Source organism: Vibrio sp. YIC-376 (assembly GCF_052353105.1).
Taxonomy (GTDB): domain Bacteria; phylum Pseudomonadota; class Gammaproteobacteria; order Enterobacterales; family Vibrionaceae; genus Vibrio.
Genome location: NZ_JBBWFK010000001.1, coordinates 104,355 through 129,123, shown reverse-complemented (window position 1 = coordinate 129,123; position 24,769 = coordinate 104,355). Strand labels below are relative to the sequence as shown.

The following is a 24,769-nucleotide window of genomic DNA, read 5'->3' as shown; positions in this document are numbered from 1 at the left end:
TGTAAAAGAACTGTAAATTTATACTAAATTAGCGTTCCCAATATGCCTCTTCCAGACTATCTTCTCGTTCAGGTAGTCCACGCGACAAACGCGGAGAGTGTTGTACTAGTACTTCGTAACTAGCTCTATTTGCATATTTACAAACTTGCGAGAAAGAAGAGTAAGTTAAATATTCATTACTGTGCTTACTTGAATTAGGCACATTTTCTTTATGGTATTTATTTGCAGCCATATCATGAAGAACAGCAGACAAGGCAGCATCACCCGCACCATTCGTATTCTTAATTTTTTCCGGACCACCCATATATGGTGAAATATGAGAATACACTCTAATAGGTGTTTCACATGCATTTTTTGGTGCTGGTCGGCTAAATTCGTAACGGTTAAATTCTGCAATTGATCCAGGAAGCAATGGCAAAGTCGTTTCACGTTTCGCGCTATCTTCTGTATACCCGGCCATAAATAAGCCCACAGGGCCAGCAGTACAAAGCACTAAATCAGCCCATTCTAGTGTCTTGTCAGACGCAGCTAAAGGATCAGACTCTCCTGTCAGTGCTTCTGCCTCATCTTCATTCATGGCAACAACAGAAACGTGTTCACGAATAAATTCTTGCCAATATTTTGGATCGTCCTTAATTACGAATTTAGTACCTAATGTCAGAACAACTGGCACGTCATACTTTTTCGCGTACTCAATCGCCTTCATCGTTGCAGCAGGCATTGGGTCACCGTCTTTGCATCGTACTAAGTAAGACGTCAGTAATAACGCTGAAGCATTCTTGAAGATTTTTTCTGGAATACTATCTGGATGAAGTTGGTTCATTTGACCTTCGCTGATCGCGAAAGTACGTTCACCTTCTTCGGTTATAAGCGCAAAACAGCGACCAATAGCACCATTAACGCCTTGGAGGTAGTTTAGGTCCATGCGGCTTGATGTGTTACACAAGTAGCGGTAACCGTAACTGCCAATCTTAATTTCCTGGCTCATCACACCAAGCAGTGTTGAACGATCGTCAGCAAGAACGGAGTAGTTATGAAGCGTATTGCCTATCGTACCACCCGCGTACTCATTGGTAATTAGGTTCTCTTCTTTAAGATGCTGGTATAAAGCTTCCGCCGTAACATCATCAATTACCAATGAGTGGCCTTTACTCAAACCGTATTTTTCAATCACATCCGATGTAACTTTTGCTTCAATATCCACTAAAGTTTGGTCAATACCAATGATGTGAGTACGCGTCATCTTCTTGCTTTCTTGTGCTTGACTCACTAATGGGTCACGAGCATGAACAGGAAAATAATGCTTGGATTTGCGTTGTCCAGGAAATTTCATATTGTTAGTCTGAGTAAGGGATGAAAAAGAGAACGGATTCTATACCGCTAATAATCACGCAGCAATAAAGGCAATTATAGCAAACGTTTGCTCTTCTCTTTTTTATTTACTGGGGATCATTCACCTTCCATAAAGCTTAGATCTGGCAACTGATTAAGGTGCTCGCTATAACGCTTAAGATTAAATTCACCCTCATTTTTCATGACGTCGAACACTTCAATCGACATTGCGCAAGCCATCATCGCAACCGCTTCATCACGTGGCGTACCAGTCATCATTAAACGCATGAGTGTTTCTTTAACTTTTAACGGATTCCCGTCTTCCAGTTGATTTTCAACAATCTCAATTAACTCAGCTTCTTGCATGAATTGGTTTTCGTCAGTCATCTTAATATTACCTCTTGGATTTTTGGCAACTATGCCATATATATCCCGTCTATACTTGTGAAATTACGAATTAGTGTTGTTGGTGCAGAAAAATGTAGCAAAAACGAATTGTGATTTCCGTCTCGGATCTGTCACCGGTCAGTGGTTTCTGTTAGAATCTGCGTCCCGTTTATTTAAGTGGTGTTTAGTAATGTCTGATAACAGCCAAAAGAAAGTCATCGTCGGTATGTCCGGCGGCGTTGATTCATCTGTTTCTGCGTATCTTCTGAAACAACAAGGCTACCAAGTAGAAGGCCTGTTCATGAAGAACTGGGAAGAAGATGACAACGAAGAATATTGCACAGCAGCAGAAGATTTAGCCGATGCTCAGGCAGTATGTGACAAGCTTGGCATCCACCTACACACCATAAACTTTGCTGCAGAGTACTGGGACAACGTGTTTGAGTACTTCCTTGCTGAGTACAAGGCAGGTCGTACGCCTAACCCAGACATTCTTTGTAACAAAGAAATTAAGTTTAAAGCGTTTCTTGAATTCGCTGACGAAGTGCTAGATGCAGATTACATCGCGATGGGTCACTACGTGCGTCGTTCTTTTCCTGAAAGCTCTTTACCTGGTGAAAAACAGGAGAAACCGCAGATGCTTCGTGGTCTGGACAGCAACAAAGACCAAAGTTATTTCTTATATACACTTAGCCACGAACAAGTTGCCCGTAGCCTATTCCCGGTAGGTGATTTGGAGAAACCTGAAGTACGCCGTATCGCGGAAGAGCAAGGCTTAATCACAGCGAAGAAGAAAGACTCTACTGGCATCTGCTTTATCGGAGAGCGCAAATTTACTGACTTCCTGGGACGTTACCTGCCAGCTCAGCCTGGCAACATCGAAACACCAGAAGGTGAAGTTATTGGCCAACACCAAGGTCTGATGTATCACACGCTTGGTCAGCGTAAAGGTCTGCATATTGGTGGCCGTAAAGGTGGCGGCGGTAATGAAGATCCATGGTTCGTCGGCGAAAAGGATCTTGAGCGTAACGTATTGATTGCCGTACAAGGTAAAGATCACCCGATGCTGAAATCCGAAGGATTACTTGCATCACAACTTCACTGGGTAGAGCGTGAGCCAATTCGCGATGTTATGAAGTGCACGGTAAAAACTCGTTACCGTCAACAAGATATTCCTTGTACAATCATCCCAATCGATGATGAGAACATTAAAGTTATCTTTGACGAGCCGCAAATTGCAGTGACTCCTGGTCAATCAGCAGTGTTCTATAAAGATGACGTTTGTCTAGGTGGCGGTATCATCGAACAACGCATTAAATATTCTCAAGCTTAGGAGTTGTTACGTGGCGAATACACTTTATGACCGTACTATCGCGTTTGCAGGCATTTGCCAAGCTGTTGCTTTGGTTCAACAAGTTGCGAGAAACGGACATTGTGATCAAGATGCCTTTGAAACATCCATTAACGCTATTTTGAACACGAATCCAGCCAACACCATTGGCGTATTCGGTAGCGAAGCCGACCTAAAACTAGGCCTTGAATGCCTGGTTCAAGGCATTGACAGCACGCCATCGGGCAGTGAGATTACGCGTTATATCATTAGCTTAATGGCATTGGAGCGTAAATTAACCTCTCGCAACGATGCGATGTCGCAACTTGGTGACCGTATCCAGATGGCAAAACGTCAATCTGAACACTTCGAGCTGCTGGAAGAGCAAATGATCAGCAACTTAGCGAGTATTTATCTGGATGTTGTCAGCCCTATCGGGCCTCGTATCCAAGTAACAGGAACACCGGCAGTACTGCAACAGACCTCGACTCAACATAAAGTTAGAGCTCTGCTGTTGTCTGGTATCCGTTGTGCTGTACTTTGGCGTCAGGTAGGTGGTAAACGACGCCACTTAATCTTTGGACGCAAAAAGATGGTCGAACAGGCTCAAATCCTATTAGCTCGCATATAACAGATACCACTACAAGCTCGCGTTTATCGCGAGCTCGTTTTTTTAGATTAAAATAACCCTCGCGCAAACGTTTGCGCAATGTTCGTGACAAATGCCACAGTTATTGGTATAACGCTCACGAAATTTAGAAACCCAATTCAGGAGAACATCATGGAACTGTCAGCATTGACTGCTGTTTCACCAGTAGACGGCCGTTACGGAAGTAAGACGATTGCTTTACGCGAAATTTTCAGTGAATACGGTCTGCTTAAATACCGTACAATCGTTGAAGTCCGCTGGTTACAAAAGCTAGCTGCTACTGCTGAAATCGCAGAAGTGCCAGCGTTCAGCGCAGAAGCTAACCAATTCCTAGACGACCTTGCTGCAAACTTCTCTGAAGAAGACGCGCGCCGAATCAAAGAGATTGAGCGCACAACTAACCACGACGTAAAAGCGGTTGAGTACTTCCTAAAAGAAAAAGTGGCTGATGTTCCTGAACTACACGCAGTAAACGAATTCTTCCACTTTGCATGTACTTCTGAAGACATTAACAACACATCTCACGCTCTAATGCTAAAAGAAGCGCGTGAAACGGTAATTCTTCCAGAAATCCGCAACATTATCGACGCAATCAAAGCGCTTGCTGTTGAGTACCGTGATATTCCACTTCTGTCTCGTACACACGGTCAGCCTGCATCTCCATCAACAATGGGTAAAGAGATGGCTAACGTGGCGTACCGTATGGAACGTCAATACAAGCAGATCGAAAACGTTGAGATCCTAGCGAAAATCAACGGCGCAGTAGGTAACTACAACGCACACCTATCTGCTTACCCAGAACTAGACTGGCACAAGTTCTCTGAAGAATTCATCACTGAATCTCTTGGCGTAACTTGGAACCCATACACAACTCAAATCGAACCACACGATTACATCGCTGAGCTATTCGATGCTGTTGCACGTTTCAACACTATCCTTATCGACTTCGACCGTGACGTTTGGGGCTACATTGCACTAGGCCACTTTAAGCAAAAAACCATTGCTGGCGAGATCGGCTCTTCTACAATGCCACACAAAGTTAACCCAATCGACTTTGAAAACTCTGAAGGTAACCTAGGTCTTGCGAACGCAGTGTTTGGTCACCTAGCACAGAAACTGCCTATCTCTCGTTGGCAGCGTGACCTAACTGATTCAACAGTTCTACGTAACTTAGGTGTTGGTGTTGGCTACGCAATCATCGCTTACACTTCAACGCTTAAAGGCATTAGCAAGCTAGAAGTTAACCGTGAAGCGCTTCTGGCTGAACTTGATAAGAACTGGGAAGTTCTCGCAGAGCCTGTACAAACAGTGATGCGTCGTTACGGTATCGAAAAACCATACGAGAAGCTTAAAGAGCTGACTCGTGGTAAGCGTGTAGATGGTGAAGCAATGCGTAACTTCATCGAAGGTCTTGAGCTTCCTGAGCACGAGAAAGCACGTCTGAAAGAAATGACGCCAGCTAACTACATCGGTCAAGCAATCGAGTTGACTGACAAGCTGTAATCACTGAGTGATTCACCTGAATTTGAAAAGGTTGATGTGAGAGCATCAACCTTTTTATTACCCTCAGCCTTTAAAAAATCATCAAAGACTTCCAAATCTATTGTTTTTGGAAGAATAAGGTAATTGTCCCCACCTCTACACCAAACTTCTTGATTCTAGTCAGGTTAAACACATGCTTTTCGTCTTGGCGATAAAGCCAGTCATCAAATGCAACCGTGACTGTTGAATCATCCATTTTTAACTCAAAGTCATACTGCCACTGCAACGCATTACCTGTCTCCTTTCCGGTTGCTATACCAATAATATCGTCAGCGTTCCCTTGGTAGCGGCTATTTCCTAACTTAGTTATGTTCCAAATACGCTGATCTACCTCGCCGTCGTTAAAAACAAAATCTTCTATCAACGTCAGTTCATTACCTGCAATAGTACCAACAATATCCACTTCGAAGCGTCTGGTTTGCTGTCCAGAGTGGTCTTGCACCATTCCCCAAGCTTTCACGTTCCCGTCAAAATATCCAAACAGGTCAAAATTGGGCGTTGTTGATTGATAGTTGTCGATATCGGCTGAGCAAGAACCAAGAAAAACAGCCATGACGGCTACAGTCAAATGGATTAGTCGCTTTAAAACATTCACTGTGTCACCTGCCCTATTAATTGTTTACGAAGTTTGGGATACGTCGTATTTGGTGACAGCCAGATAGAAAGCAAAGCATCGTTTAAATTTTCATCTTTAACGTAACCAATGGTCTTCAAAGAGGAAGTGCCCGCAGGACGATAAAGCAATTGACCTGATTGACCATCTGTTACATAAGTAAGTTCGTCGCCTTTTTTGATGTTAGGGAACATAGTATTGAGCTGAGATAGCCATTGTTGCCGAAGAGCCTGTTTTACCCCTAGTTTTTGCCACTGCTCATCCGTTACCTCTAGTAACTGCTGTTTTGTTGCATCACGCTGGTAGTAAAGTTCTAAAGCGAAGGGATGAGGCGATACATCATCGTTCACTAAATACTTTCCCTCAGGCGCTCTTAAACGCGACTCATAGATATCAAAGATAAACCAAGTTAATTTCGCCTGACCAACGGTTTTCCATTGTCGCCAATCTTCGGTACTGGATGTCCCCATATCAGTGCCGGCGTTCTGTGCCTTTAAGGGCAACGACACTAATACACCGGCAAGTAGCGCACCGTTAATCAGACTCTTGGCTAAGTTTCCCTGCAAGCTTCTCATTTCCATACACCTTGAGTATCAATACCATCACAGCACACCACTCTATAAATAAAATCACCAAAGAGAGGTTAACGCTGTAACCAAATTCAACGGAATGGAGTTTGTACCCCGCGAAATAGCTGGCTCCTCCCCCCAAGCCGCCTACTATTGATACGAAGATTTTAGGAAAACGATGCAAAACAGATATAAGTTGGCGGGCATACCAGGCAAATACTACCCAAAGGCATAGCAGCCATATTGGCAGCCATACAGTTTGGAAAATAAGAAGAGTAAATTGTTGGTTCAGACTATCAAGGGCCAGCCCAATGGCGGTGACGATAGCGATGCCTTTTAATGAAGTAGCATTGCTTAATATGCAATAGGCGATAGTTAACAAAGTTAAACAAACGGTAAGCCACTGCCATTGATAGGTACCAAGCACAGCTGCAAACCAGCATATTTGAAACCAGGTTGATGCAACCAACACTCTCATATCGGCCTACGGGCGTTGAAAGGTCATGTGTACAGCGCTGATGGTTCTCGCCAGAAAACCACCCTCACAGTAGCTCAAATAGTAACTCCACATACGAATAAATTTGTCGTCATAGCCATACTCGCGAACTTCTGTTTCAGCCTGATTAAATCGGTAATGCCATTCATTGAGTGTCTTTGCGTAATCGAGGCCAATATCGAACAGATCACGGACAACTAAGTCACTATACTTCGTGGCCGCTTGAGTGAGAGACGTTACTGACGGTAGAAATCCTCCAGGGAAAATGTACTTCTGAATGAAATCAACATTGTTGCTGTAGTATTCATAACGCTGATCGGCGATGGTAATTGCCTGAATTGCCATTAAGCCGCCCGGCCTAAGTAGTGATTCGCATTTTTTAATGTAGGATGGCAAAAACTCTTTGCCTACCGCCTCAATCATCTCGATCGACACCAATTTATCGTAACGGCCAACAAGGTTTCGGTAGTCTTCTTTTAGTAAGGTAATTTTGTCTGCCAAGCATCTCTTCTCTATCGCGTGCTGGGCGTAGAGATGCTGCTCTTCAGATATAGTGGTCGTCGTTACCTGACAGCCATATTTCTCCGCCATGTATATCGCCATGGCACCCCAACCCGTTCCAATCTCAATAACATGGTCAGAAGGCTGAAGATCAAGCTGGTGACACAAGCGCGCCATTTTATTAATTTGCGCTTGTTCTAATGACTCACCATCTTGTCGATAGAGAGCGGAAGAATAAAGCATGTTGGTATCAAGAAATGACTCATATAACGCATTTCCCAAATCGTAATGCGCATGAATGTTTTGACGGGACTTATCCTCAGAGTTTCGATTGGCCCAGTGGCTGAATTTATATACGAGTTTGGTCAGCAAACTTCCCTTATCTTCAATCTGGTCTAAAGCACTCATATTCAACGCCATCAACTTCATCAATGCCGTCAGGTCTGGGCTGTCCCACCAGCCATCCATATACGCCTCCCCAGCGGCTATACTGCCGCCGCGCAACACGCGTGCGTATAAACCAGGGTGTTTCACCTCAATTGTCGCCCCTACAGGTTTTCCCTGAAACATTCCAATCGGTGCGGCAAAACGTTCGCTCGTCTCTTTATTTTCCGTTGCATAGGTTTCTATCACGGTTAAATTGCCGACTTCCATGTTTTTCAAACATTGAAAGATCACTCTGCGGGCCGCTTTTTGAGTCGTAGTAAGTTCTCGCGGCAATGTTATAACTCCACTATTCAACATGCAGAATTCTCCTTGTTCTTACTTCCCTTACTTTTCTTTTCTGGCTTCATTTTATTTTCATCCGGCGCTGAATATTTAGGATGGGAATAAAAAGGCGCACCTTTAACCCAAAGTTTTAATCCGTGCCAGTAAATGCCAAAGACCACTTTTATGGTTTGTATAGGAGTGACAACCAAACACTTCAATAGATTTTTGCTCGACATTGCTTTCGATTTCATTGCCATGGTGGCATCAAAATGTTTTTCGCCTTTGTGGCACTCTAAATGGATACTGAGTTTGTCCGTTAGTGGCTTAAGCTTCCATAAATACTGTTGACCCATAGGATTAAACGGAGAAACGTGGAACGCTTTATCTTGCTTCCAACCAACGTGTTCATCTTCTTGATTCGCGGCTACTGCATAGTAATGGCGCTCATTCCATGGCGTATTGCTCACTTCCGCCAGCAAATATTTCCACTCTCCCTGCTCGTTATACACATAGTAGAAATTAACCGGACTAAAATAGAGGCCCAGATAACGCAGATGGCAAACGGCGATAACTTTCCCGTTGCATCGCACACCAGTGAGGTCGGCTAATTTATCTTGTACCGCCGTTTTTAAGTGTCCTTGGCCAACGTAATCGCTTCGTTTAAAACGGGCCCAATGCCACCAGCGGGTACCGAATCCCCACACTTGATTCTCAAGTTGATCAATCTCGTCAACATCAATAGCCGGCATAAACAACGAGTAATTCAGCTCATGTAACACTGGGGTGAAACGGCGGTGCCGAACGTTGCCAATGAATAACCGACTGTTCACCGTACTAGCCATATTACGCTGCACCTTTTTGTAAAGTGACCGCGGAGTGCTGTTGGTATTTGCTTTCCAGCGCTTTCACCACATCTAAAGCGCTGCGTACCCCATCTTCATGGAATCCGTTGAACCAGTAGGCGCCACAAAACCAACTATTTGATACACCCTGAATCTCGCTTTTTCGCTGTTGAGCTGCGATAGATTCAGTCGTAAATACCGGGTGATGATAAGTAAACGTGCGCAGAATTTTGCTCTTGTCTATCTGCTCCGTACTGTTCAAGGTGACACAAAATGTGTGCTTAGATTGCACATGCTGAAGGATGTTCATGTTGTAAGTCAGTGATGGCAAACGATGTTGCTCATCTTCTCTACCTTCGAGCAGATAGTTCCAGGATGCCCAAGCCGCTCTGCGTTTTGGAAGCAGGTTCGTGTCTGTATGCAGCACGACTTCATTTGCTTGATAAGCCATATCACCGAGAATGCTTCGCTCCTCATGGCTAGGATCACCCAGCATTTTTATTACTTGATCGCTGTGGCAGGCAAAGATCACCTCATCAAACCACTCGGTTGTGCCATTGACGTGCAGCAAAACACGTTCTTTGCTACGCGTGACACTCTCAACCGGGCTATTAAGGCGAATATTTTGTTTAAACCCTTTGGTAAGCGGAGAAATGTAAGCGCGAGAGCCTCCTTTAATCACATACCATTGAGGACGGTTTGTCACATCTAACAAGCCGTGATTTAGGAAGAAGCACACGAAGAACATCAACGGAAATTGGCGCATGTCTGCAAGCGTAGAAGACCAAATCGCCGCCCCCATTGGCAGAATGTAGTTATCAGTAAAAAACGTGCTGAAACGGTGCTCATCGAGAAACTCCCCCAGCGTTTGCATATTTGTGATTTCTTTATTGGCGAACGATTTCGCCAATTTATTGAAACGGAGAATCTCAAAGATAAAGCGGTAAAACTTTGGGTTTGCCCAATTGCGCTTTTGCGCGAAAAGTGTCGAAAGCGTATGCCCGTTGTACTCTAATCCATTGCTATTATTACGAACGCTAAAACTCATTTGAGTCGGTACGCCTTCAACACCTATCTCCTCCATCATTTTAATGAAGTTAGGATAAGTACGATCGTTGTAAACGATAAAACCCGTGTCAATTGCATAGTCTTGTCCGTCAATGTTGACATCAACGGTCGCAGTATGCCCACCGATGGAATCATTTGCCTCAAACAAGGTGATGTCATGTTCTTTGTGCAAATAATAACCGCACGTCAGTCCGGATATTCCAGTGCCTACAATTGCGATTTTCATATTTATTCCTCTTTACGACACGAGTTTACGCGTTAAGCGAGCTTGCCAGCTGTACGGAAACAACGAAATGAAGCGAAGAATGCTGGTAAATCCCGCAGGGAAATAGATGTAATTTTTATTGGACGAAAGTTGCTTTCTTATCGATTCTGACGCCTGCTTTGCAGAGATAATCATTGGCATTTCAAACGTATTTCTGTCTGTCAATGGCGTTTCCACGAAACCAGGAAACACTGTCACTACTTTGATGCCTTTCTTTTGAAGATCAATACGAAGTGCTCTCGCGAAATAACTCACTGCCGCTTTCGATGCGCCATATGCTTCCGCTCTTGGTAATGCGACTTCGGACGCAATAGAACCTACAATCACGACTCGGTGTCCGCGCTTGAATCGGGACTGACAAGCTTCAACACAATTCGCTACCCCGATAACATTGACGTTAAGTACGCGCGCCATGAGTTTCGCGTCTACCTCGCCGTTATCCATATACTCACAATCACCCGCATTGAAAATCCAGATGTCTGGTACAACGTTCAGCGATGAAAGAACACGTTTGGTTTCATCATAATCTGTCACGTCAAATCGCAGCGGACTGATAAGTGATGACTGATTGCCGAGTTCCTCCAGCACAGGCTCATTGCGCCCACATGCAATCACGTACCAGCCTGATTCTGCATAATCCAGAGCAAGCTGCTTTCCTATGCCTGAAGTGGCTCCGGTGATCAAAACTGCACTGCTCATTGCCCTAACCTCTGTTTCACAGCTTTTACCAATACTCCAAGCAGAGGTAAGTTTTCATAAAGCATTTCGCCAAGATCAAAATAGTCTCGGTGATAAACGACCTGACCCTGAGAGAATTTGAGATGAGACGCACCGTTAACCAATATCGGTTTGCCGCTCTTAAGCTTGGGATGCAAAAGTTCCATGGTCCACGTGATAAAGCCGTTGTCTCCTACCTGCTGCTGATCATGAATGACAAATTCACACCTGATTACATTGGAGTACAGTGCCTGAAAGTATTCGCTCAGTGCACGCCTGCCTTCTAGTCTATGTGCTGAATCTTCGAATACCACGTCAGGGTGATACACCTCGTTGAGCAGGTGTAAGTTATGTTTGTCGAGCTTATGGTAAAGATCGACAACAGTCCCTATCTCCATTCCTTGGCTCCTACTCTAGTTAAAGTTATACAAAAATATCTTACGTACAACTTAGCCCAATAACACAAAGTTGTACAAAAAATATTTTGTATAACTTTGTTACTTCAGATTGATACGCGATAGAGAAAGGTAACGATCAGACAGACGAAAAAAAGGCTTGGTAAAAACCAAGCCTTTTCAAAAAATTATTCTAAATTCGATTAGTACTGTTGATTGCGTAAAGCGTTAATACGTTTATCTAGTGGTGGGTGGCTCATCAGTAGCTCAGTAAGAGACTGCTTACCGTTGATACCAAATGCCATCATGGTGCCATCTAGCTTCGACTCTTGGCTCATTTTCAAGCGCTCAAGTGCCGCTATCATTTTTTCTTTACCAACTAATTGAGCTGCGCCTGCATCTGCATGAAACTCACGATGACGGCTGTACCACATCGTGATAAAGCTCGCTAAGAAGCCAAACACCAATTCCAATACCATAGACACGCCGAAGTACACCATCATGTTTGAGCCCTCGCCTTCTTCGTCATCGTTTGAAGAAACAATGTTAGCGATAAAACGCGATAAGAAGATAACAAACGTGTTCACGACACCTTGCATCAGCGTCATTGTGACCATGTCACCATTCGCGATATGGCTTACTTCGTGTGCCAAAACCGCTTCGGCTTCATCACGAGTCATGTTGTGTAAAAGACCCGTTGAAACAGCAACCAAAGAATCATCACGCTTTGCTCCTGTCGCGAAAGCGTTAATGTCTGGTGAGTCGTAGATAGCCACTGTCGGCATACCGATACCCGCTTGTTGAGCCTGACGGCCAACCGTCTCTACTAACCAGTGCTCAGTTTCGTTACGTGGACTTTCGATAACCATACCGCCAACAGAACGCAGCGCCATGCCCTTAGACATCATTAACGAAATCAGTGCACCACCAAAGCCGAAGACCGCCGCCATCACCAGTAGACCAGACAGACTTCCAGGCTGCAATCCAGTGGTAGCGTAAACAATATTCAGAACAACACTAAGTACTAGTACTACAGCCAGGTTAGTTGCTAGGAATAACATAATTCGCTTCATTACTTTTCTCCGAGGAAGCTTGTTGTTGTAAAGCCGATCCCACTTGGTTTCGTGCTTCGTTGCGTTATAGATATAGTCTATCTATGTTAAAAACAAGGTTAAGCAATAAATTGCAACATTTGTTTTCTCCGCTGAAATTACTCGCATATTTTTATAGCTTAAAAACAGTATATTAGCTTGAGTTTAGACTTTGGTCTTATTGTACCATTACGTCAGCGTGCTAAATTCATATCAGATAAACGATACAGAGCATACTCCAAGAGCTAAACGGAGCCGAGTAGCTTTAAACTTCCATGTCTTGAGGGAAAAATCATGGTAGAAACTAACGACTATCAAATGGCTATCGATTTACTACGCTGTCACCTAGGTATCTCAGAGGATGAGGCAAAACAACAGCTTGGCATTTCGACAGAAGATCACATGACTAAGCGTATCGCGGAAACGCAACAAGCCCTAATGGGACTTAGTAACGAAAAGTAAACCTAACTCTGGTTGAAGATTAAAACAAAAGGGCTGCATCACGCAGCCCTTTTGGTATCTAACATTCTTGAGATTGGGGAGATTAAATATTTAGCAAAGGTTCGACGTTAATGTACTTACCTAGTTCTTGACGCTTAGCGCTTGGAACGTAAGGAATCTCACCTAATTTGGGTGTATCCAATCGCGCCTCTAACATCTCAATGATGTCAGCGTAGTGCTCAGTACCAGGGTTAATGCGGTTAGCGACCCAACCAACCAGATTTAAACCGTCAGCCCGAATAACCTCTGCAGTTAACAACGCATGGCTTAAACAACCGAGTTTAATACCGACCACTAACACGACTGGAAGCTGCTCTTGTTTCACCCAAGTCGATAGAAAATCTGTATCAGATACAGGGACACGCCAACCACCGGCTCCCTCCACCAATACAACGTCTGCTCGCTCTTTATGCTGGGCCAATTTTTCAGCTAACAAATCGTAATCAATTTCAACATGCTCGTGCTTTGCTGCTATATGTGGTGACGTTGGCAGCTCCAGCGCGTATGGATTGATATCATCATAAGCAACTTCTACCGTCGCTGCTTTTTGTAAATGCAAGGCATCGGAGTTACGCCAACCTTGTTCTGTCTTTTCGCTTCCTGCTGCTACTGGCTTGTAACCAATGGTGTTTAACCCTTTTGCCGCTAACGCTTGCAGAATGGCTTTAGACGCTACCGTTTTTCCTACATCAGTATCCGTACCAGCAATAAAAAAAGCATCAATCATAGATGTATTACTCCAAAACAAACCTGATAAGTTGCAGGTAAAAGACCTTTATTGTTTTTAAAATTTTGGTACTCGCGCTCAACGTGCAATAAAGTGCGGCGACTCGTCAGTGCGGGTGAACGCCCACTAACGTGAGTTGCACCGATACCTTTGAGATCTCGCATTACAGAAAACGCCGAGTCGTACCAAACTGTGATGGAGGTCAAGTCTAGTTGATGGTTTTGGCATTGAGATTGCGCCAACGCAATTTTTACCTGATTGATAGTTATAAAGTCATTGACGTGTTGATATGCATCAATTTTTTTCCACGAATCACGTAGCTCATAAAGTGAGCCATCAATTAAAGTAGAGAAAAAACCAGCCCCACCTTTTTTGAGAACTCGACGTACTTCGCTCAACGGATAGCTTAAATCGCAGCACCACTGAAGCGCCAGGCTTGAAAAGACATAATCAAAGCTTCCACTCTCAAAAGGCAAGTTTTCTGCGTCTGCTAAAACATAGCTCGCCCTGTCATCTCCGCAGCGTTGCTGAGCTTTGTTTAACATCTCTTGTGAGATATCAACACAAACTACGACCGCACCACGTTGTTGCAGTAACGTTGAAAAATATCCCGTCCCACAACCAAGATCTAACACTCGCTGTCCTGATAAATCGACTGGAAGTTTTTCTAATAATCGATGTCCCACATCTCGCTGAAAAGCCGCATGCTTGTCGTAAGTCTCAGCCGCTTTTCCAAAAGACGTCGCGATAGCTTTTTTATCTTGAACTTCAAGATCAGATGCTATTTGTTCAGCATAATCCATTACCGCGCTCCTAATGCTTGTTTAAGTGCGTGAGACAGTGTTTTTATTTGATCTTTGGTGTGGTTAGCCGTCAAAGTAATACGTAAACGAGACGTACCTGCTGGTACAGTAGGCGGTCGAATCGCGGTAACCCAAATGCCATTTTTCCGACAAGATTCTCCTACGCTTATCGCTTGCTCCGACTCACCAATGATAAAAGGTTTAATCGGTGTCAGCGTATCAACAAAACCCTCGATGTCTTGTAAACACTCACGATAGTAATCACTTAACTCGGTCAGCTTTTCACGTCGCCAACCTTGTTGTTGCACGATAGAGACTGCATGCGTTAACGCAAAAGCTTGTGCTGGCGGCATTGCCGTCGAATACACATGATGTCTTGCAAACTGCGTCAGAAAATCACCTGTAACTCGATCACATAAGATGGCAGCACCAGACATACCAAATGCTTTACCAAATGTGACAACCAGGATTTCAGGTTTTACGTTAGCGCGTTCACAGGAACCGCCACCAGTTTCACCGAGAACACCAATGCCGTGAGCATCATCCACAGCCAGCCAGGCGTCATTGGCTTGGGTGAGTTTTGCGATCTCTTCCAGTGGCGAGCAATCACCATCCATACTGAAGACGCCTTCCGTCACCACGAGATGATTACTTCCCCTATCGAGAAGTGAGATAAGGTGATCAAGATCGTTGTGTTTAAAGCGTTTCATTTTGGCCGGAGACAAAGCCCCGGCTTCCATCAAAGACGCGTGATTAAGTCTGTCTTGCAGTAATACATCGGACTTTTCTAGTAAGGTAAACAGCAATGCCTGATTTGCACTGAATCCAGAACCAAACAATATCGCTCGTTCATAACCCAGCCACTCGGTCAGTGCAGCTTCTAAATTACTGTGTGCTGCACTAAAGCCAGTGACCATAGGCGAAGCCCCACTGCCGCTGCCATACACGCTTAGTCCTTGTTGCCAAGCGCGCACCAGTGCTTGATCATTGGCTAAGCCAAGATAATCGTTACTCGAGAAGTTGATATAGCGTTTGCCTTCGTGTTCCAGAATAGATTGGTTACCGGCAAACACTAAGTTCAACGAGCGATTCAGCCCCTGCTCTTTGCGATAAGATATCGCTGATTCGATACGAGCTTTAAACGGTGGCATCGTAGAAAAGATCATCTTTTGCCGGACGAGCTGCGACACGCTCTACCACGCGATCAAGCAATTCGTTCTCTTCAATTTCATCTGGCTTCTGAGAAACTTCCTGGCTGTTTATACCCAGTTTCTTGAAAAGCATCATATCTTTATCTTCAGAAGGGTTTGGTGTTGTCAGTAGCTTACAACCGTAGAAAACCGAGTTCGCACCGGCCATGAAACATAGCGCTTGCATCTGCTCGTTCATATTCTCACGACCAGCCGATAAACGGACTGCCGACTGAGGCATCATGATGCGTGCGATAGCGATAAGACGAATAAAATCAAACGGTTCAACATCTTCAACTTTTTCTAGCGGCGTACCTTTCACTTTAACCAGCATGTTGATTGGCACACTTTCTGGGTGAGTGGGGAGGTTCGCCAGCTCTACTAATAGACCAGCGCGATCATTTGCACTCTCGCCCATGCCAATGATACCGCCAGAGCAGATTTTCATCCCGGCATCACGGACATGAGACAAGGTATCCAATCGATCCTGATAAGTACGAGTCGTGATGATATTGCCGTAAAACTCAGGTGAAGTGTCTAAGTTGTGGTTATAGTAATCCAGACCTGCATCCGCAAGTTGCTTCGCTTGATCGGGAGTCAGCATACCCAGCGTCATACAGGTTTCTAGCCCCATGTCTTTCACGCCTTTGATCATATCCGTCAGATGCGGCATGTCGCGCTCTTTCGGATTCTTCCATGCTGCGCCCATACAGAAACGAGTAGAACCTGCATTCTTTGCTTTTTGTGCGGCGTCGAGTACGCGCTCAACTTCCATCAGACGCTCCTTTTCGATGTCTGTGGTGTATCTGGCACTTTGAGGACAATACTTACAGTCTTCTGGGCATGCGCCCGTCTTGATCGATAGCAGAGTGCTAACTTGAACATGGTTGGTTTGTTGATATTGACGGTGAACAAGCTGAGCTTCGAACAGAAGATCCATGAATGGTTTTTCCATTAGCGCTCGCACTTCAGCATGCGTCCAGTTATGACGAACTTCCACGTGTATTCCTTAGGTCACTTTTTTTGTTGTGTTGACAGTCTACTGAGTCTAGATAAACTGTCAACATAAGCAAAAACAACAAAGTTTACATATGGTTGTTTTTTAATCTTAATTAGAATTGGAACTACACATGGATCTTGCCTTCGACCGCCAGCATATCTGGCATCCCTACACTTCGACACTAACACCTCTGACCTGTTATCCAGTCGCTTCCGCGCAAGGTGTACATATCAATTTAGAAGATGGGACCCAATTAGTTGACGGCATGTCTTCCTGGTGGTCAACGATTCACGGATACAATCACCCGCATTTAAATCAAGCAGCGCACCAGCAAATTGACCAAGTTTCTCATGTCATGTTTGGCGGTATAACTCATCAGCCAGCGATCAATTTGTGTAAAAAGCTTCTTACTCTTGCACCCAAAAATCTTGAGCATGTCTTTTTGGCCGATTCAGGGTCCGTAGCCGTGGAAGTCAGTCTGAAAATGGCCCTCCAATATTGGCATGCGAAAGGCGAACACAGGCCCAAATTTCTTACCCTAAAACACGGTTATCATGGTGATACTTTTGCAGCGATGTCGGTTACCGATCCTGACAATTCAATGCACTCGCTATACAAAGGCTTTTTGCCAGAACATATATTCGCAGACTCTCCGGCCGGTGGTTATTGGGATGAATGGAATCCAGACGACTTGTTCGATTTTGAAGAGAAGATCACTCAACATCACCAAGATCTCGCAGCAGTGATCCTCGAACCAATCGTACAAGGTGCGGGAGGTATGCGTATTTACCACTCCGAGTTTCTTAAAGGTGTCAGAGCACTCTGTGACAAGTATGGTCTGTTATTGATTGCAGATGAAATAGCGACTGGCTTCGGGCGTACTGGAAAGCTATTTGCTTGTGAACATTCATCAATCCAACCTGACATCCTCTGCGTTGGCAAAGCGCTGACTGGCGGCTACATGACGCTATCAGCCACCCTTGCAACCAAGCATGTTGCTGATACCGTTTGTGGTGGTGAAGCTGGCTGCTTTATGCATGGTCCGACATTCATGGGTAACCCTCTCGCTTGTGCTGTAGCAACGGCAAGTTTGGAACTTATTGAGAAAGGAGAATGGGAACAGCAAACCAAGCAAATTGAGACACTATTTTCTGAATTGTTACCCAAGTTGGAGCAATACGATTTGGTAAAAAATACTCGTTGGCTCGGAGCGATAGGCGTTGTAGAAACTCACCGCCCCGTCAACATGGAAGCGATTCAGGCGCTGTTTGTCGAGCTTGGGGTTTGGATTCGTCCATTTGGCAAACTGATTTATATGATGCCGCCGTTTATCAGCGAACCAGAGCACATTGAAAAATTGGTTAATGCGATTGAAGCAGCGCTTCAAAATGAAAACTGCTTTGTATAACCACAACACAGCGGTTTTGGATCACTAAATATTAAAAAACCCAGCTCGAAAGCTGGGTTTTGATGTCTAGTGGCTAATGAATTAACCGATGTGCGTTGCGCCGCCCATGTACTTCTGAAGTACAGCAGGAATTGCAATGCGGCCGTCTGCTTCTTGGTTGTTTTCAAGGATAGCAACCATTGTACGACCTACAGCAAGACCAGAGCCGTTTAGCGTGTGTACAAGCTCAGGTTTCTTCTCAGCTTTACGACGGAAACGCGCTTGCATACGACGAGCCTGGAAGTCCCACATGTTAGAACATGAAGAGATTTCACGGTAAGTTTCTTGAGCAGGAACCCAAACTTCTAGGTCATAAGTCTTACGAGCACCGAAGCCCATATCGCCTGTACATAGAACCACTTTACGGTAAGGAAGCTCCAGAAGTTGAAGAACTTTCTCAGCGTGACCAGTTAGCTCTTCAAGAGCATCCATTGAATCTTCTGGCTTAGTGATTTGTACTAGCTCAACTTTGTCGAACTGGTGCATACGAATCAGACCACGAGTATCACGACCGTAAGAACCCGCTTCTGAACGGAAACATGGCGTGTGCGCTGTCATTTTAAGTGGTAGATCGGCTTCATCAGAAATAGTGTCACGAACAAGGTTCGTTACAGGTACTTCTGCGGTAGGGATCAGAGACAATTTACGTGGCTCTTCATCACTTACTTTTTCAGCTAGTGGTTCAGTATGGAACAGATCTTTACCGAACTTAGGTAGCTGACCCGTACCAAACAGGCTGTCAGCGTTGACTAAGTACGGTACGTACATTTCAGTGTAACCGTGTTCTTCTGTATGAAGATCTAGCATGAACTGAGCAATTGCGCGGTGTAGGCGTGCAAATTGGCCTTTCATGACGATGAAACGAGCACCAGTGATCTTAGTTGCACTCGCGAAATCCAGGCCATCACCCATTTCACCAAGGTCAACGTGGTCTTTTACTTCAAAGTTGTAAGTCTTCGGCTCACCCCAACGAGCAACTTCTACGTTGTCGTTTTCATCTTTACCATCAGGCACATCATCCGCAGGAATGTTAGGAACAGAAAGCGTGATTTCGTCCAATTGAGCCATTACTTGGTCAAGTTCAACTTTTTTAGCATCAAGATCGCTACCTAGAGTACCGATTTGCTTCTTGATCTCTTCTGCGCCTTCTTTGTCGCCAGCCGCCATTTTTTGGCCGATTTGCTTGGAGATGGAGTTACGCGTGGATTGTAAATTTTCAACTTCTACTTGAATGGACTTACGTTGTTCTTCAAGTTTACGAATAGTTTCTACGTCTAGCTTAAAGCCACGACGCGCAAGTTTTGCAGCTGTTTCATCCAGCTCAGTTCGAAGTAATTTAGAATCCAGCATTGTTAATCCTATGCTTTTGTAGTTGTGAAATCGCGTGCCAACATCTTGCTGGTACGCTATAAAAATTTACCGAATAAATGTATCCAAAAACGCCTACTTTTCATAGCGCTTTTGTTGGCTATTTGCGTCTAAAGTAGCCAAGTAATCTAACTTTTCGCCGATTTTGGTTTCGAGACCGCGATTCGTCGGCTGATAGTACTTACGTTCCACCATTTCCGGCGGCAGATACTTTTCGCCAGCGGCGTATGCGCCAGGTTCATCGTGAGCATAGCGATATTCAGCGCCATAACCCATGTCTTTCATCAAACTTGTTGGTGCATTTCGCAAATGATGAGGCACCTCGTATTCTGGCAAGTTATGCGCATCCGATAATGCCTGCTTCCAAGCCACATATACGGCGTTGCTCTTAGGCGCACAGGCTAGGTAAACGATCGCTTGAGCAATCGCCCTCTCCCCTTCTGCAGGACCAACACGAGTAAAACAGTCCCATGCAGATAGCGCCACTTGCATAGCACGAGGGTCCGCATTCCCGACATCTTCCGAAGCTATCGCTAATAATCGTCTCGCAATGTACAGCGGGTCACAGCCTGCTGCGATCATCCGCGCTGCCCAATACAACGCCGCATCCGGGTTGGAACCACGAATCGATTTATGAACCGCAGATATCAAATCGTACCAGATGTCCCCTTTGTTATCGAAGCGAGAAACTTTTTCGCCTGCAACTTCAGCCAACAACTTCAGCGTAATCTCTTTTTCACCCTGAGCATTGTCTTCCGCCATGTCGTAGAGCAGTTCAAGGTAATTGAGCGACATTCTTGCGTCACCATTAACCAACTCAGCAAGCCTTTCAAGAACGTTATCGACAAAATGAGCAGGTGTATCGCCTAACCCTCGTTGCTTGTCACCTATCGCCTGGTTTAACGCGAGTAAGATTTCCCTTTTGTCTAAAGAGGTCAGCTTGTAAACGCGAGCTCGGGATAACAAAGCGTTGTTGAGTTCGAACGAAGGGTTTTCAGTTGTCGCACCAATAAAGGTCACGGTGCCATCTTCGATGTGAGGTAAGAATGCGTCTTGCTGAGACTTGTTGAAACGATGAACCTCGTCCACAAACAAGATAGTGCGGCGACCAGCCATCTTATTCTCGCGTGCTTTTTCAATCGCAGCGCGAATCTCTTTGACGCCCGAAGTAACGGCAGAGACACGCTCTACTTCTGCATTGGCGTAATTGGCTGCAACTTCAGCAAGCGTAGTTTTACCCGTTCCTGGAGGCCCCCACAATATCATGGAGTGGATATGACCCGCCTCCAGCGCACGACGTAATGGCTTACCAGGACCTAAAATGTGCTGCTGCCCGATGTACTGCTCCACGGTTTGCGGCCTCATACGCGCAGCAAGGGGACGAAAATCTTCGTCCCCTGAGAAATCTAATGTGTAATTTGACACTACCAATTAATTCCTTTGGTCATCCACTTCCACACCTTTTGGGATAGTGAATGTAAATCTGTTTGCTTTCGGTTTACCAAGCTTCACATTACTGAACTTGAACAAACCTTTCTGGCCATCTTGCTCAATCACATTGAAGCCTTTCACAATACCTTTTGCATCAATATTGATCTGGAAGCGGCCTTGTGTGGAGTCAACTGCGGTAGGAACCAGAGTGAACTCGTTGCCTTTCTGCGAAACCTGGTAATTTTCCCAATCACTTGCACGATTACGTGTTAACAGCACAAATGGTGTCTGCTCGGCAGCTTGTTCTTGCCAGTAAATGCTGACCTGTTCAATGAATGGGCTGTAGTACCATAATGTTTTACCATCAGAAACCAACAGGTTTTCATCTGGTAATGTAGTGCTCCAGCGGAAAAGACTAGGACGAGCAATTTCAACTGTGCCTTCGCCTTCCATTACCGTTTCACCTTCAGGGCTGATAACTTGCTGAGAGAAAGTAGCACTAAACCCTTCATTCATTGATAAACGCTTACTTAACTCAGCTTTTGGAGACGCTGCATTGGCAGCTGAGAAAAGAGAGAAGCTTAATACAAGCGCAGAGAATAGTTTCGCTGAAAATAGTTTTTTCATTCAAATACCTATCACGGGGTCGAAAGACCTAAAGTTACTCACCTCTTTTGGACTGAGGTGAGTAAGACAAGTTCATTAATCTTTTGGCGGTGCAGGAGCCAGAACTTCACGGTTACCGTTGTGACCTGGTGCACTGACAATGCCTTGGGCTTCCAGTTGCTCAACGATTCGCGCAGCTCGGTTGTAGCCAATCTTAAATCTACGCTGTACACCAGAAACCGAACCACGGCGAGACTGAACCACGTGCTCGACAACTTGGTCGAATAGAGGATCCACTTCTTCATCCGACTCCATTTGCTCACCTGGTAGTAAGCTTTCCGGACTTTGGTCGCCACTGATGATCTCGTCGATATAGTTTGGCTTACCCCGTGCTTTCCAGTTGTTCACTACTGCGTGAACATCATCATCCGAGGCAAATGCTCCGTGTACACGTGTCGTATGGCTCGAGCCCGGAGGCAGGTACAGCATATCACCCATACCCAATAGCGATTCTGCACCGCCTTGGTCCAGGATTGTGCGAGAGTCAGTCTTAGTCGATACGGTAAATGCGACACGTGTTGGAATGTTGGCTTTGATCAGACCAGTAATAACATCAACCGATGGACGCTGAGTTGCAAGAATCAAGTGAATACCCGCCGCACGTGCTTTTTGAGCCAAGCGCGCAATCAGTTCTTCGACTTTCTTACCTACAACCATCATCAGGTCAGCGAATTCGTCTACGACCACAACGATGTATGGTAATTTTTCTAACAACGGCGGCTCAGTATCCATGCTGTCGCCTTCTTGCCAGAATGGATCGTGAATTGGATGCCCCGCTTCTGCGGCCATCTTCAACTTCTCGTTAAAGCCTTTTACGTTCCGCACGCCTAGCGTTGACATCAATTTGTAACGACGTTCCATCTCACCCACACACCAGCGTAGTGCGTTTGAGGCGTCTTTCATGTCGGTTACAACTTCAGACAGAAGATGAGGAATACCTTCGTAAATGGAAAGCTCCAACATTTTCGGGTCAATCATGATAAAGCGCAGATCTTCCGGAGATGCCTTGTAAAGCATACTCAGGATCATGACGTTCACACCGACCGATTTACCAGAGCCCGTAGTACCAGCAACCAGCACGTGTGGCATTTTGGCGATGTCGGCAATTACGGCTTCACCTGCGATGTCCTGACCAAGTACCACCGTCGTCGGCGACTTAGCTTGCTCAAACTGCGGACTGCTGATTACATCTGAGAGATATACCGTCTGGCGACTCATGTTAGGCAACTCCAGACCGACATAAGGCTTGCCTGGAATCACTTCGACAACACGAACCGCCATTGCTGATAGCGCGCGAGCCAAATCCATTGAAAGGCCAGAAATACGGCTGACTTTCACACCCGGAGCCAAATCAAGCTCAAAGCGGGTGATAACTGGACCCGGATAAATGCCCACTACGTCCGCTTTAATTTTGTAATCCGCGAGCTTACTTTCTACCAATCGAGCTACCTGCTCTAAAGCCTCGCGATCAATAAAGTTCTCGCGTTTCTCTGGATGGTAAAGAAGCTCTAATGTTGGCAGTGGTTCTGTCGGAACTGGCAGATTCTCTTCCTGTTTCATCAAAAACGGGTTCTGAGTAGCCGCCACTTTCGCCTGTGCGTTCGATACCAGATTCTGGAACGCGGCAACATCTTCATCGCTTTCGGTGACTTCTTCTACTTCTGCCATCGGCTCTGGCTCAAATGCCGTGGTCTGAACGGCTGGTTGAGCAGCAAACTGTGCATTTTGACTTGTTACTGTCGTTTGTACCGTTTGCACATTCTGCATAGGTTGTGGCGCAACATATTCATCTTCATCGTCGAGGACATCAAAGTCTGAAATCGTAGGCTCAACATGCTGACTAGGTTCTGTTTGATCAGAAATGTTGTCCAAAGCCCAGGTATCAATCGTCGGCTCATCATATGCCATAGTCTCAACTTCAGATTTCTGCTCTTGCTCAGCAGCAAATTGAGCATATTCGGAGTAATCAGGCTCGAAATGAAGTGATTCGTTTTCTGTCTCTTCAACAGAGTTTACTGGCTCTTCATAAGAAAGAGTCTGAGTAAATGGTTGAGCGGGTTGTTCTTCCGTTGCCCAGTCGTCCGCTTGCTGCGCGGCAGCCTCAAGCTCTTCGATAGTCACATTGAGCTGTTTAGTACGATCTACTAATGGATCAACGTTATTCGTGTTGATAGCCTGCTCTTGTGGCTCAGATTTCGCAAAAACAGGAGCAACACGTACCGCAGCGGCTTCAGTAGGAACCGTCGAGTCGACGACTCTTTTTGCCATCGGTTTCTCAGATTGAGTTTGCGGTATATAGATTGGATATTCGTGCGAAGCTTTTTCTTCTTTAGGCTCATCTATATCGTATGCCGTCAAATGAGGAAGCAAATCCTCATCCGACTCATCTTGCGTACGTTTAGTGACGACTTTATCTTCGACAAGCTCATCAAGCTGCGGTTCTAAAATCTCCTGCTTTGAGCCTCGTAGTATATTGGCGATCCCATTGATAACACTTAGCGAACGGTCTCCCAACCACTCAACAATATTTAACCAAGAGATGCCCGTGAACAACGTGAAGCCCGCTCCCCACAAAAACAGCAGAACAAGCGTAGTACCTAAAATATTGAGCGTTGGAAGTGCCAAGCTCGTGAGCACGTCGCCTACGACACCACCAGATGAAAAATACCAGATATCATCAAAGTTAATATCTGCCAGTCCACAACTGGTCATGATGAGAATCGTAAGGCCAAGTAGTCTCGTACCCCACAACATGAGATCAATCGACTCATCTTCGCCGCGTTTGCGACAGATCACCCATGCTCCTGCTGCCAGTAAGAAAGGCACAGGATAGGCAAGTGAGCCAAAAGTAAAAAATAGAGTGTCGGCGAGCCATGCGCCAAACAGGCCACCAGCGTTATCGATCTCTCCCCCCCACGCGGTCTGGGACCAGGAAGGATCGGCCGGACTAAAGGTAAACAACGCTACAGCGAGCAATACCGAGCTAAGAACGCCAACGATAAAGCAGCACTCTTTCAAGCGTTGGAAGCCACTTAAACGTGAAGACTGAGGCTCTTCACTGGTTTTGATGATGGTTTCGACTTTCTTTGCGTTCTCTCTGAACATAAATCAACTTGAATATGGAAATG

The 24,769-nt window shown here is 45.2% G+C and carries 24 protein-coding genes; 5 read left to right on the top strand and 19 right to left on the bottom strand.

The window, feature by feature from the left end; all coding sequences use genetic code 11:
* Positions 1–28: 28 nt before the first annotated feature.
* On the bottom strand, positions 29–1,333 hold the full coding sequence (locus WJM94_RS00595; protein WP_444492304.1) for an inosine/guanosine kinase: 1,305 nt from the start codon (positions 1,331–1,333) through the stop codon (positions 29–31).
* 116 nt (positions 1,334–1,449) lie between these two features.
* Entirely contained in the window at positions 1,450–1,719 is a 270-nt protein-coding gene (locus WJM94_RS00590; RefSeq protein ID WP_444492303.1) for a hypothetical protein, read from the bottom strand.
* A 190-nt stretch (positions 1,720–1,909) separates the two neighbouring features.
* On the opposite strand from WJM94_RS00590, the gene mnmA reads away from it, so the two are divergent.
* The 3 genes from mnmA (at position 1,910) to purB (ending at position 5,201) form a co-directional block, all read left to right on the top strand.
* The gene (gene mnmA, locus WJM94_RS00585) at positions 1,910–3,052 is read left to right on the top strand and encodes a tRNA 2-thiouridine(34) synthase MnmA (RefSeq protein ID WP_444492302.1); all 1,143 of its coding nucleotides are present in this window, start codon (positions 1,910–1,912) and stop codon (positions 3,050–3,052) included.
* A 10-nt stretch (positions 3,053–3,062) separates the two neighbouring features.
* Positions 3,063–3,680: a high frequency lysogenization protein HflD gene (gene hflD / locus WJM94_RS00580; RefSeq protein WP_444492301.1), complete on the top strand. Its 618-nt coding sequence runs from the start codon at positions 3,063–3,065 to the stop codon at positions 3,678–3,680.
* A 150-nt stretch (positions 3,681–3,830) separates the two neighbouring features.
* Positions 3,831–5,201: an adenylosuccinate lyase gene (purB, locus tag WJM94_RS00575; RefSeq protein ID WP_444492300.1), complete on the top strand. Its 1,371-nt coding sequence runs from the start codon at positions 3,831–3,833 to the stop codon at positions 5,199–5,201.
* A gap of 97 nt (positions 5,202–5,298) precedes the next feature.
* On the opposite strand, the gene WJM94_RS00570 is transcribed toward purB, so the two are convergent.
* From WJM94_RS00570 to htpX, 9 genes are all read right to left on the bottom strand, one after another.
* Positions 5,299–5,793 (bottom strand): DUF3833 domain-containing protein, encoded by a 495-nt coding sequence (locus WJM94_RS00570; RefSeq protein ID WP_444492982.1) that lies wholly within the window; start codon positions 5,791–5,793, stop codon positions 5,299–5,301.
* A gap of 38 nt (positions 5,794–5,831) precedes the next feature.
* Positions 5,832–6,428, bottom strand: coding sequence for a chalcone isomerase family protein (locus tag WJM94_RS00565; protein WP_444492299.1), 597 nt, complete (start codon positions 6,426–6,428; stop codon positions 5,832–5,834).
* Complete coding sequence (locus tag WJM94_RS00560; RefSeq protein ID WP_444492298.1) at positions 6,388–6,900, bottom strand: DUF2878 domain-containing protein; 513 nt, start codon at positions 6,898–6,900, stop codon at positions 6,388–6,390. The genes WJM94_RS00565 and WJM94_RS00560 overlap by 41 nt, the downstream gene beginning before the upstream one ends.
* A gap of 6 nt (positions 6,901–6,906) precedes the next feature.
* Positions 6,907–8,163, bottom strand: coding sequence for a class I SAM-dependent methyltransferase (locus tag WJM94_RS00555; protein ID WP_444492297.1), 1,257 nt, complete (start codon positions 8,161–8,163; stop codon positions 6,907–6,909).
* Positions 8,157–8,972, bottom strand: a complete 816-nt coding sequence (locus WJM94_RS00550; RefSeq protein WP_444492296.1) for a DUF1365 domain-containing protein — start codon at positions 8,970–8,972, stop codon at positions 8,157–8,159. The genes WJM94_RS00555 and WJM94_RS00550 overlap by 7 nt, the downstream gene beginning before the upstream one ends.
* Position 8,973: 1 nt before the next feature.
* Entirely contained in the window at positions 8,974–10,266 is a 1,293-nt protein-coding gene (locus WJM94_RS00545) for an NAD(P)/FAD-dependent oxidoreductase (RefSeq protein ID WP_444492295.1), read from the bottom strand.
* A 12-nt stretch (positions 10,267–10,278) separates the two neighbouring features.
* Positions 10,279–11,004: an SDR family oxidoreductase gene (locus WJM94_RS00540; protein WP_444492294.1), complete on the bottom strand. Its 726-nt coding sequence runs from the start codon at positions 11,002–11,004 to the stop codon at positions 10,279–10,281.
* A complete protein-coding gene (locus WJM94_RS00535; protein WP_444492293.1) occupies positions 11,001–11,420 on the bottom strand; it encodes a nuclear transport factor 2 family protein in 420 nt (139 codons plus the stop codon). The genes WJM94_RS00540 and WJM94_RS00535 overlap by 4 nt, the downstream gene beginning before the upstream one ends.
* 200 nt (positions 11,421–11,620) lie before the next feature.
* Positions 11,621–12,490, bottom strand: coding sequence for a protease HtpX (gene htpX, locus WJM94_RS00530; RefSeq protein ID WP_444492292.1), 870 nt, complete (start codon positions 12,488–12,490; stop codon positions 11,621–11,623).
* Between the two features lie 312 nt (positions 12,491–12,802).
* On the opposite strand from htpX, the gene WJM94_RS00525 reads away from it, so the two are divergent.
* Entirely contained in the window at positions 12,803–12,970 is a 168-nt protein-coding gene (locus WJM94_RS00525; RefSeq protein WP_444492291.1) for a hypothetical protein, read from the top strand.
* An 82-nt stretch (positions 12,971–13,052) separates the two neighbouring features.
* Here WJM94_RS00525 and bioD read toward each other — a convergent pair whose 3' ends face one another.
* Genes bioD through bioB form a run of 4 tightly spaced genes read right to left on the bottom strand, consistent with a single transcriptional unit; the run spans position 13,053 to position 16,729 of the window.
* On the bottom strand, positions 13,053–13,736 hold the full coding sequence (bioD, locus tag WJM94_RS00520; protein ID WP_444492290.1) for a dethiobiotin synthase: 684 nt from the start codon (positions 13,734–13,736) through the stop codon (positions 13,053–13,055).
* On the bottom strand, positions 13,733–14,539 hold the full coding sequence (gene bioC, locus WJM94_RS00515; protein WP_444492289.1) for a malonyl-ACP O-methyltransferase BioC: 807 nt from the start codon (positions 14,537–14,539) through the stop codon (positions 13,733–13,735). Before bioC ends, bioD begins: the two co-directional genes overlap by 4 nt.
* Complete coding sequence (bioF, locus tag WJM94_RS00510) at positions 14,539–15,690, bottom strand: 8-amino-7-oxononanoate synthase (protein ID WP_444492981.1); 1,152 nt, start codon at positions 15,688–15,690, stop codon at positions 14,539–14,541. The genes bioC and bioF overlap by 1 nt, the downstream gene beginning before the upstream one ends.
* A complete protein-coding gene (gene bioB, locus WJM94_RS00505) occupies positions 15,677–16,729 on the bottom strand; it encodes a biotin synthase BioB (protein WP_444492288.1) in 1,053 nt (350 codons plus the stop codon). Before bioB ends, bioF begins: the two co-directional genes overlap by 14 nt.
* Before the next feature lie 130 nt (positions 16,730–16,859).
* Between bioB and bioA the strand changes: the two genes are divergently transcribed.
* Positions 16,860–18,137, top strand: a complete 1,278-nt coding sequence (bioA, locus tag WJM94_RS00500) for an adenosylmethionine--8-amino-7-oxononanoate transaminase (protein WP_444492287.1) — start codon at positions 16,860–16,862, stop codon at positions 18,135–18,137.
* 81 nt (positions 18,138–18,218) lie between these two features.
* On the opposite strand, the gene serS is transcribed toward bioA, so the two are convergent.
* The 4 genes from serS to WJM94_RS00480 form a co-directional block, all read right to left on the bottom strand.
* On the bottom strand, positions 18,219–19,526 hold the full coding sequence (gene serS, locus WJM94_RS00495; RefSeq protein ID WP_444492286.1) for a serine--tRNA ligase: 1,308 nt from the start codon (positions 19,524–19,526) through the stop codon (positions 18,219–18,221).
* A gap of 93 nt (positions 19,527–19,619) precedes the next feature.
* Positions 19,620–20,975 (bottom strand): replication-associated recombination protein A, encoded by a 1,356-nt coding sequence (locus WJM94_RS00490; protein WP_444492285.1) that lies wholly within the window; start codon positions 20,973–20,975, stop codon positions 19,620–19,622.
* Positions 20,976–21,602 carry an outer membrane lipoprotein chaperone LolA gene (gene lolA / locus WJM94_RS00485; protein ID WP_444492284.1) on the bottom strand — a complete coding sequence of 209 codons (627 nt, stop codon included), beginning with the start codon at positions 21,600–21,602 and terminating at the stop codon, positions 20,976–20,978.
* 75 nt (positions 21,603–21,677) lie between these two features.
* A complete protein-coding gene (locus WJM94_RS00480; protein ID WP_444492283.1) occupies positions 21,678–24,746 on the bottom strand; it encodes a DNA translocase FtsK 4TM domain-containing protein in 3,069 nt (1,022 codons plus the stop codon).
* Between the last annotated feature and the right edge of the window lie 23 nt (positions 24,747–24,769).

Excerpts from the sequence above, each read along its gene's own strand:
- lolA (WP_444492284.1), bottom strand. The coding sequence starts at position 21,602 with ATGAAAAAACTATTTTCAGCGAAACTATTCTCTGCGCTTGTATTAAGC.
- WJM94_RS00555 (WP_444492297.1), bottom strand. The coding sequence starts at position 8,163 with ATGTTGAATAGTGGAGTTATAACATTGCCGCGAGAACTTACTACGACT.
- serS (WP_444492286.1), bottom strand. The coding sequence starts at position 19,526 with ATGCTGGATTCTAAATTACTTCGAACTGAGCTGGATGAAACAGCTGCA.
- bioF (WP_444492981.1), bottom strand. The coding sequence starts at position 15,690 with ATGCCACCGTTTAAAGCTCGTATCGAATCAGCGATATCTTATCGCAAA.
- WJM94_RS00560 (WP_444492298.1), bottom strand. The coding sequence starts at position 6,900 with ATGAGAGTGTTGGTTGCATCAACCTGGTTTCAAATATGCTGGTTTGCA.
- purB (WP_444492300.1), top strand. The coding sequence starts at position 3,831 with ATGGAACTGTCAGCATTGACTGCTGTTTCACCAGTAGACGGCCGTTAC.
- bioD (WP_444492290.1), bottom strand. The coding sequence starts at position 13,736 with ATGATTGATGCTTTTTTTATTGCTGGTACGGATACTGATGTAGGAAAA.
- WJM94_RS00480 (WP_444492283.1), bottom strand. The coding sequence starts at position 24,746 with ATGTTCAGAGAGAACGCAAAGAAAGTCGAAACCATCATCAAAACCAGT.
- WJM94_RS00540 (WP_444492294.1), bottom strand. The coding sequence starts at position 11,004 with ATGAGCAGTGCAGTTTTGATCACCGGAGCCACTTCAGGCATAGGAAAG.
- WJM94_RS00590 (WP_444492303.1), bottom strand. The coding sequence starts at position 1,719 with ATGACTGACGAAAACCAATTCATGCAAGAAGCTGAGTTAATTGAGATT.
- bioA (WP_444492287.1), top strand. The coding sequence starts at position 16,860 with ATGGATCTTGCCTTCGACCGCCAGCATATCTGGCATCCCTACACTTCG.
- WJM94_RS00595 (WP_444492304.1), bottom strand. The coding sequence starts at position 1,333 with ATGAAATTTCCTGGACAACGCAAATCCAAGCATTATTTTCCTGTTCAT.
- WJM94_RS00550 (WP_444492296.1), bottom strand. The coding sequence starts at position 8,972 with ATGGCTAGTACGGTGAACAGTCGGTTATTCATTGGCAACGTTCGGCAC.
- WJM94_RS00565 (WP_444492299.1), bottom strand. The coding sequence starts at position 6,428 with ATGAGAAGCTTGCAGGGAAACTTAGCCAAGAGTCTGATTAACGGTGCG.
- bioC (WP_444492289.1), bottom strand. The coding sequence starts at position 14,539 with ATGGATTATGCTGAACAAATAGCATCTGATCTTGAAGTTCAAGATAAA.
- mnmA (WP_444492302.1), top strand. The coding sequence starts at position 1,910 with ATGTCTGATAACAGCCAAAAGAAAGTCATCGTCGGTATGTCCGGCGGC.
- WJM94_RS00535 (WP_444492293.1), bottom strand. The coding sequence starts at position 11,420 with ATGGAGATAGGGACTGTTGTCGATCTTTACCATAAGCTCGACAAACAT.
- htpX (WP_444492292.1), bottom strand. The coding sequence starts at position 12,490 with ATGAAGCGAATTATGTTATTCCTAGCAACTAACCTGGCTGTAGTACTA.
- WJM94_RS00570 (WP_444492982.1), bottom strand. The coding sequence starts at position 5,793 with ATGGCTGTTTTTCTTGGTTCTTGCTCAGCCGATATCGACAACTATCAA.
- WJM94_RS00525 (WP_444492291.1), top strand. The coding sequence starts at position 12,803 with ATGGTAGAAACTAACGACTATCAAATGGCTATCGATTTACTACGCTGT.
- WJM94_RS00545 (WP_444492295.1), bottom strand. The coding sequence starts at position 10,266 with ATGAAAATCGCAATTGTAGGCACTGGAATATCCGGACTGACGTGCGGT.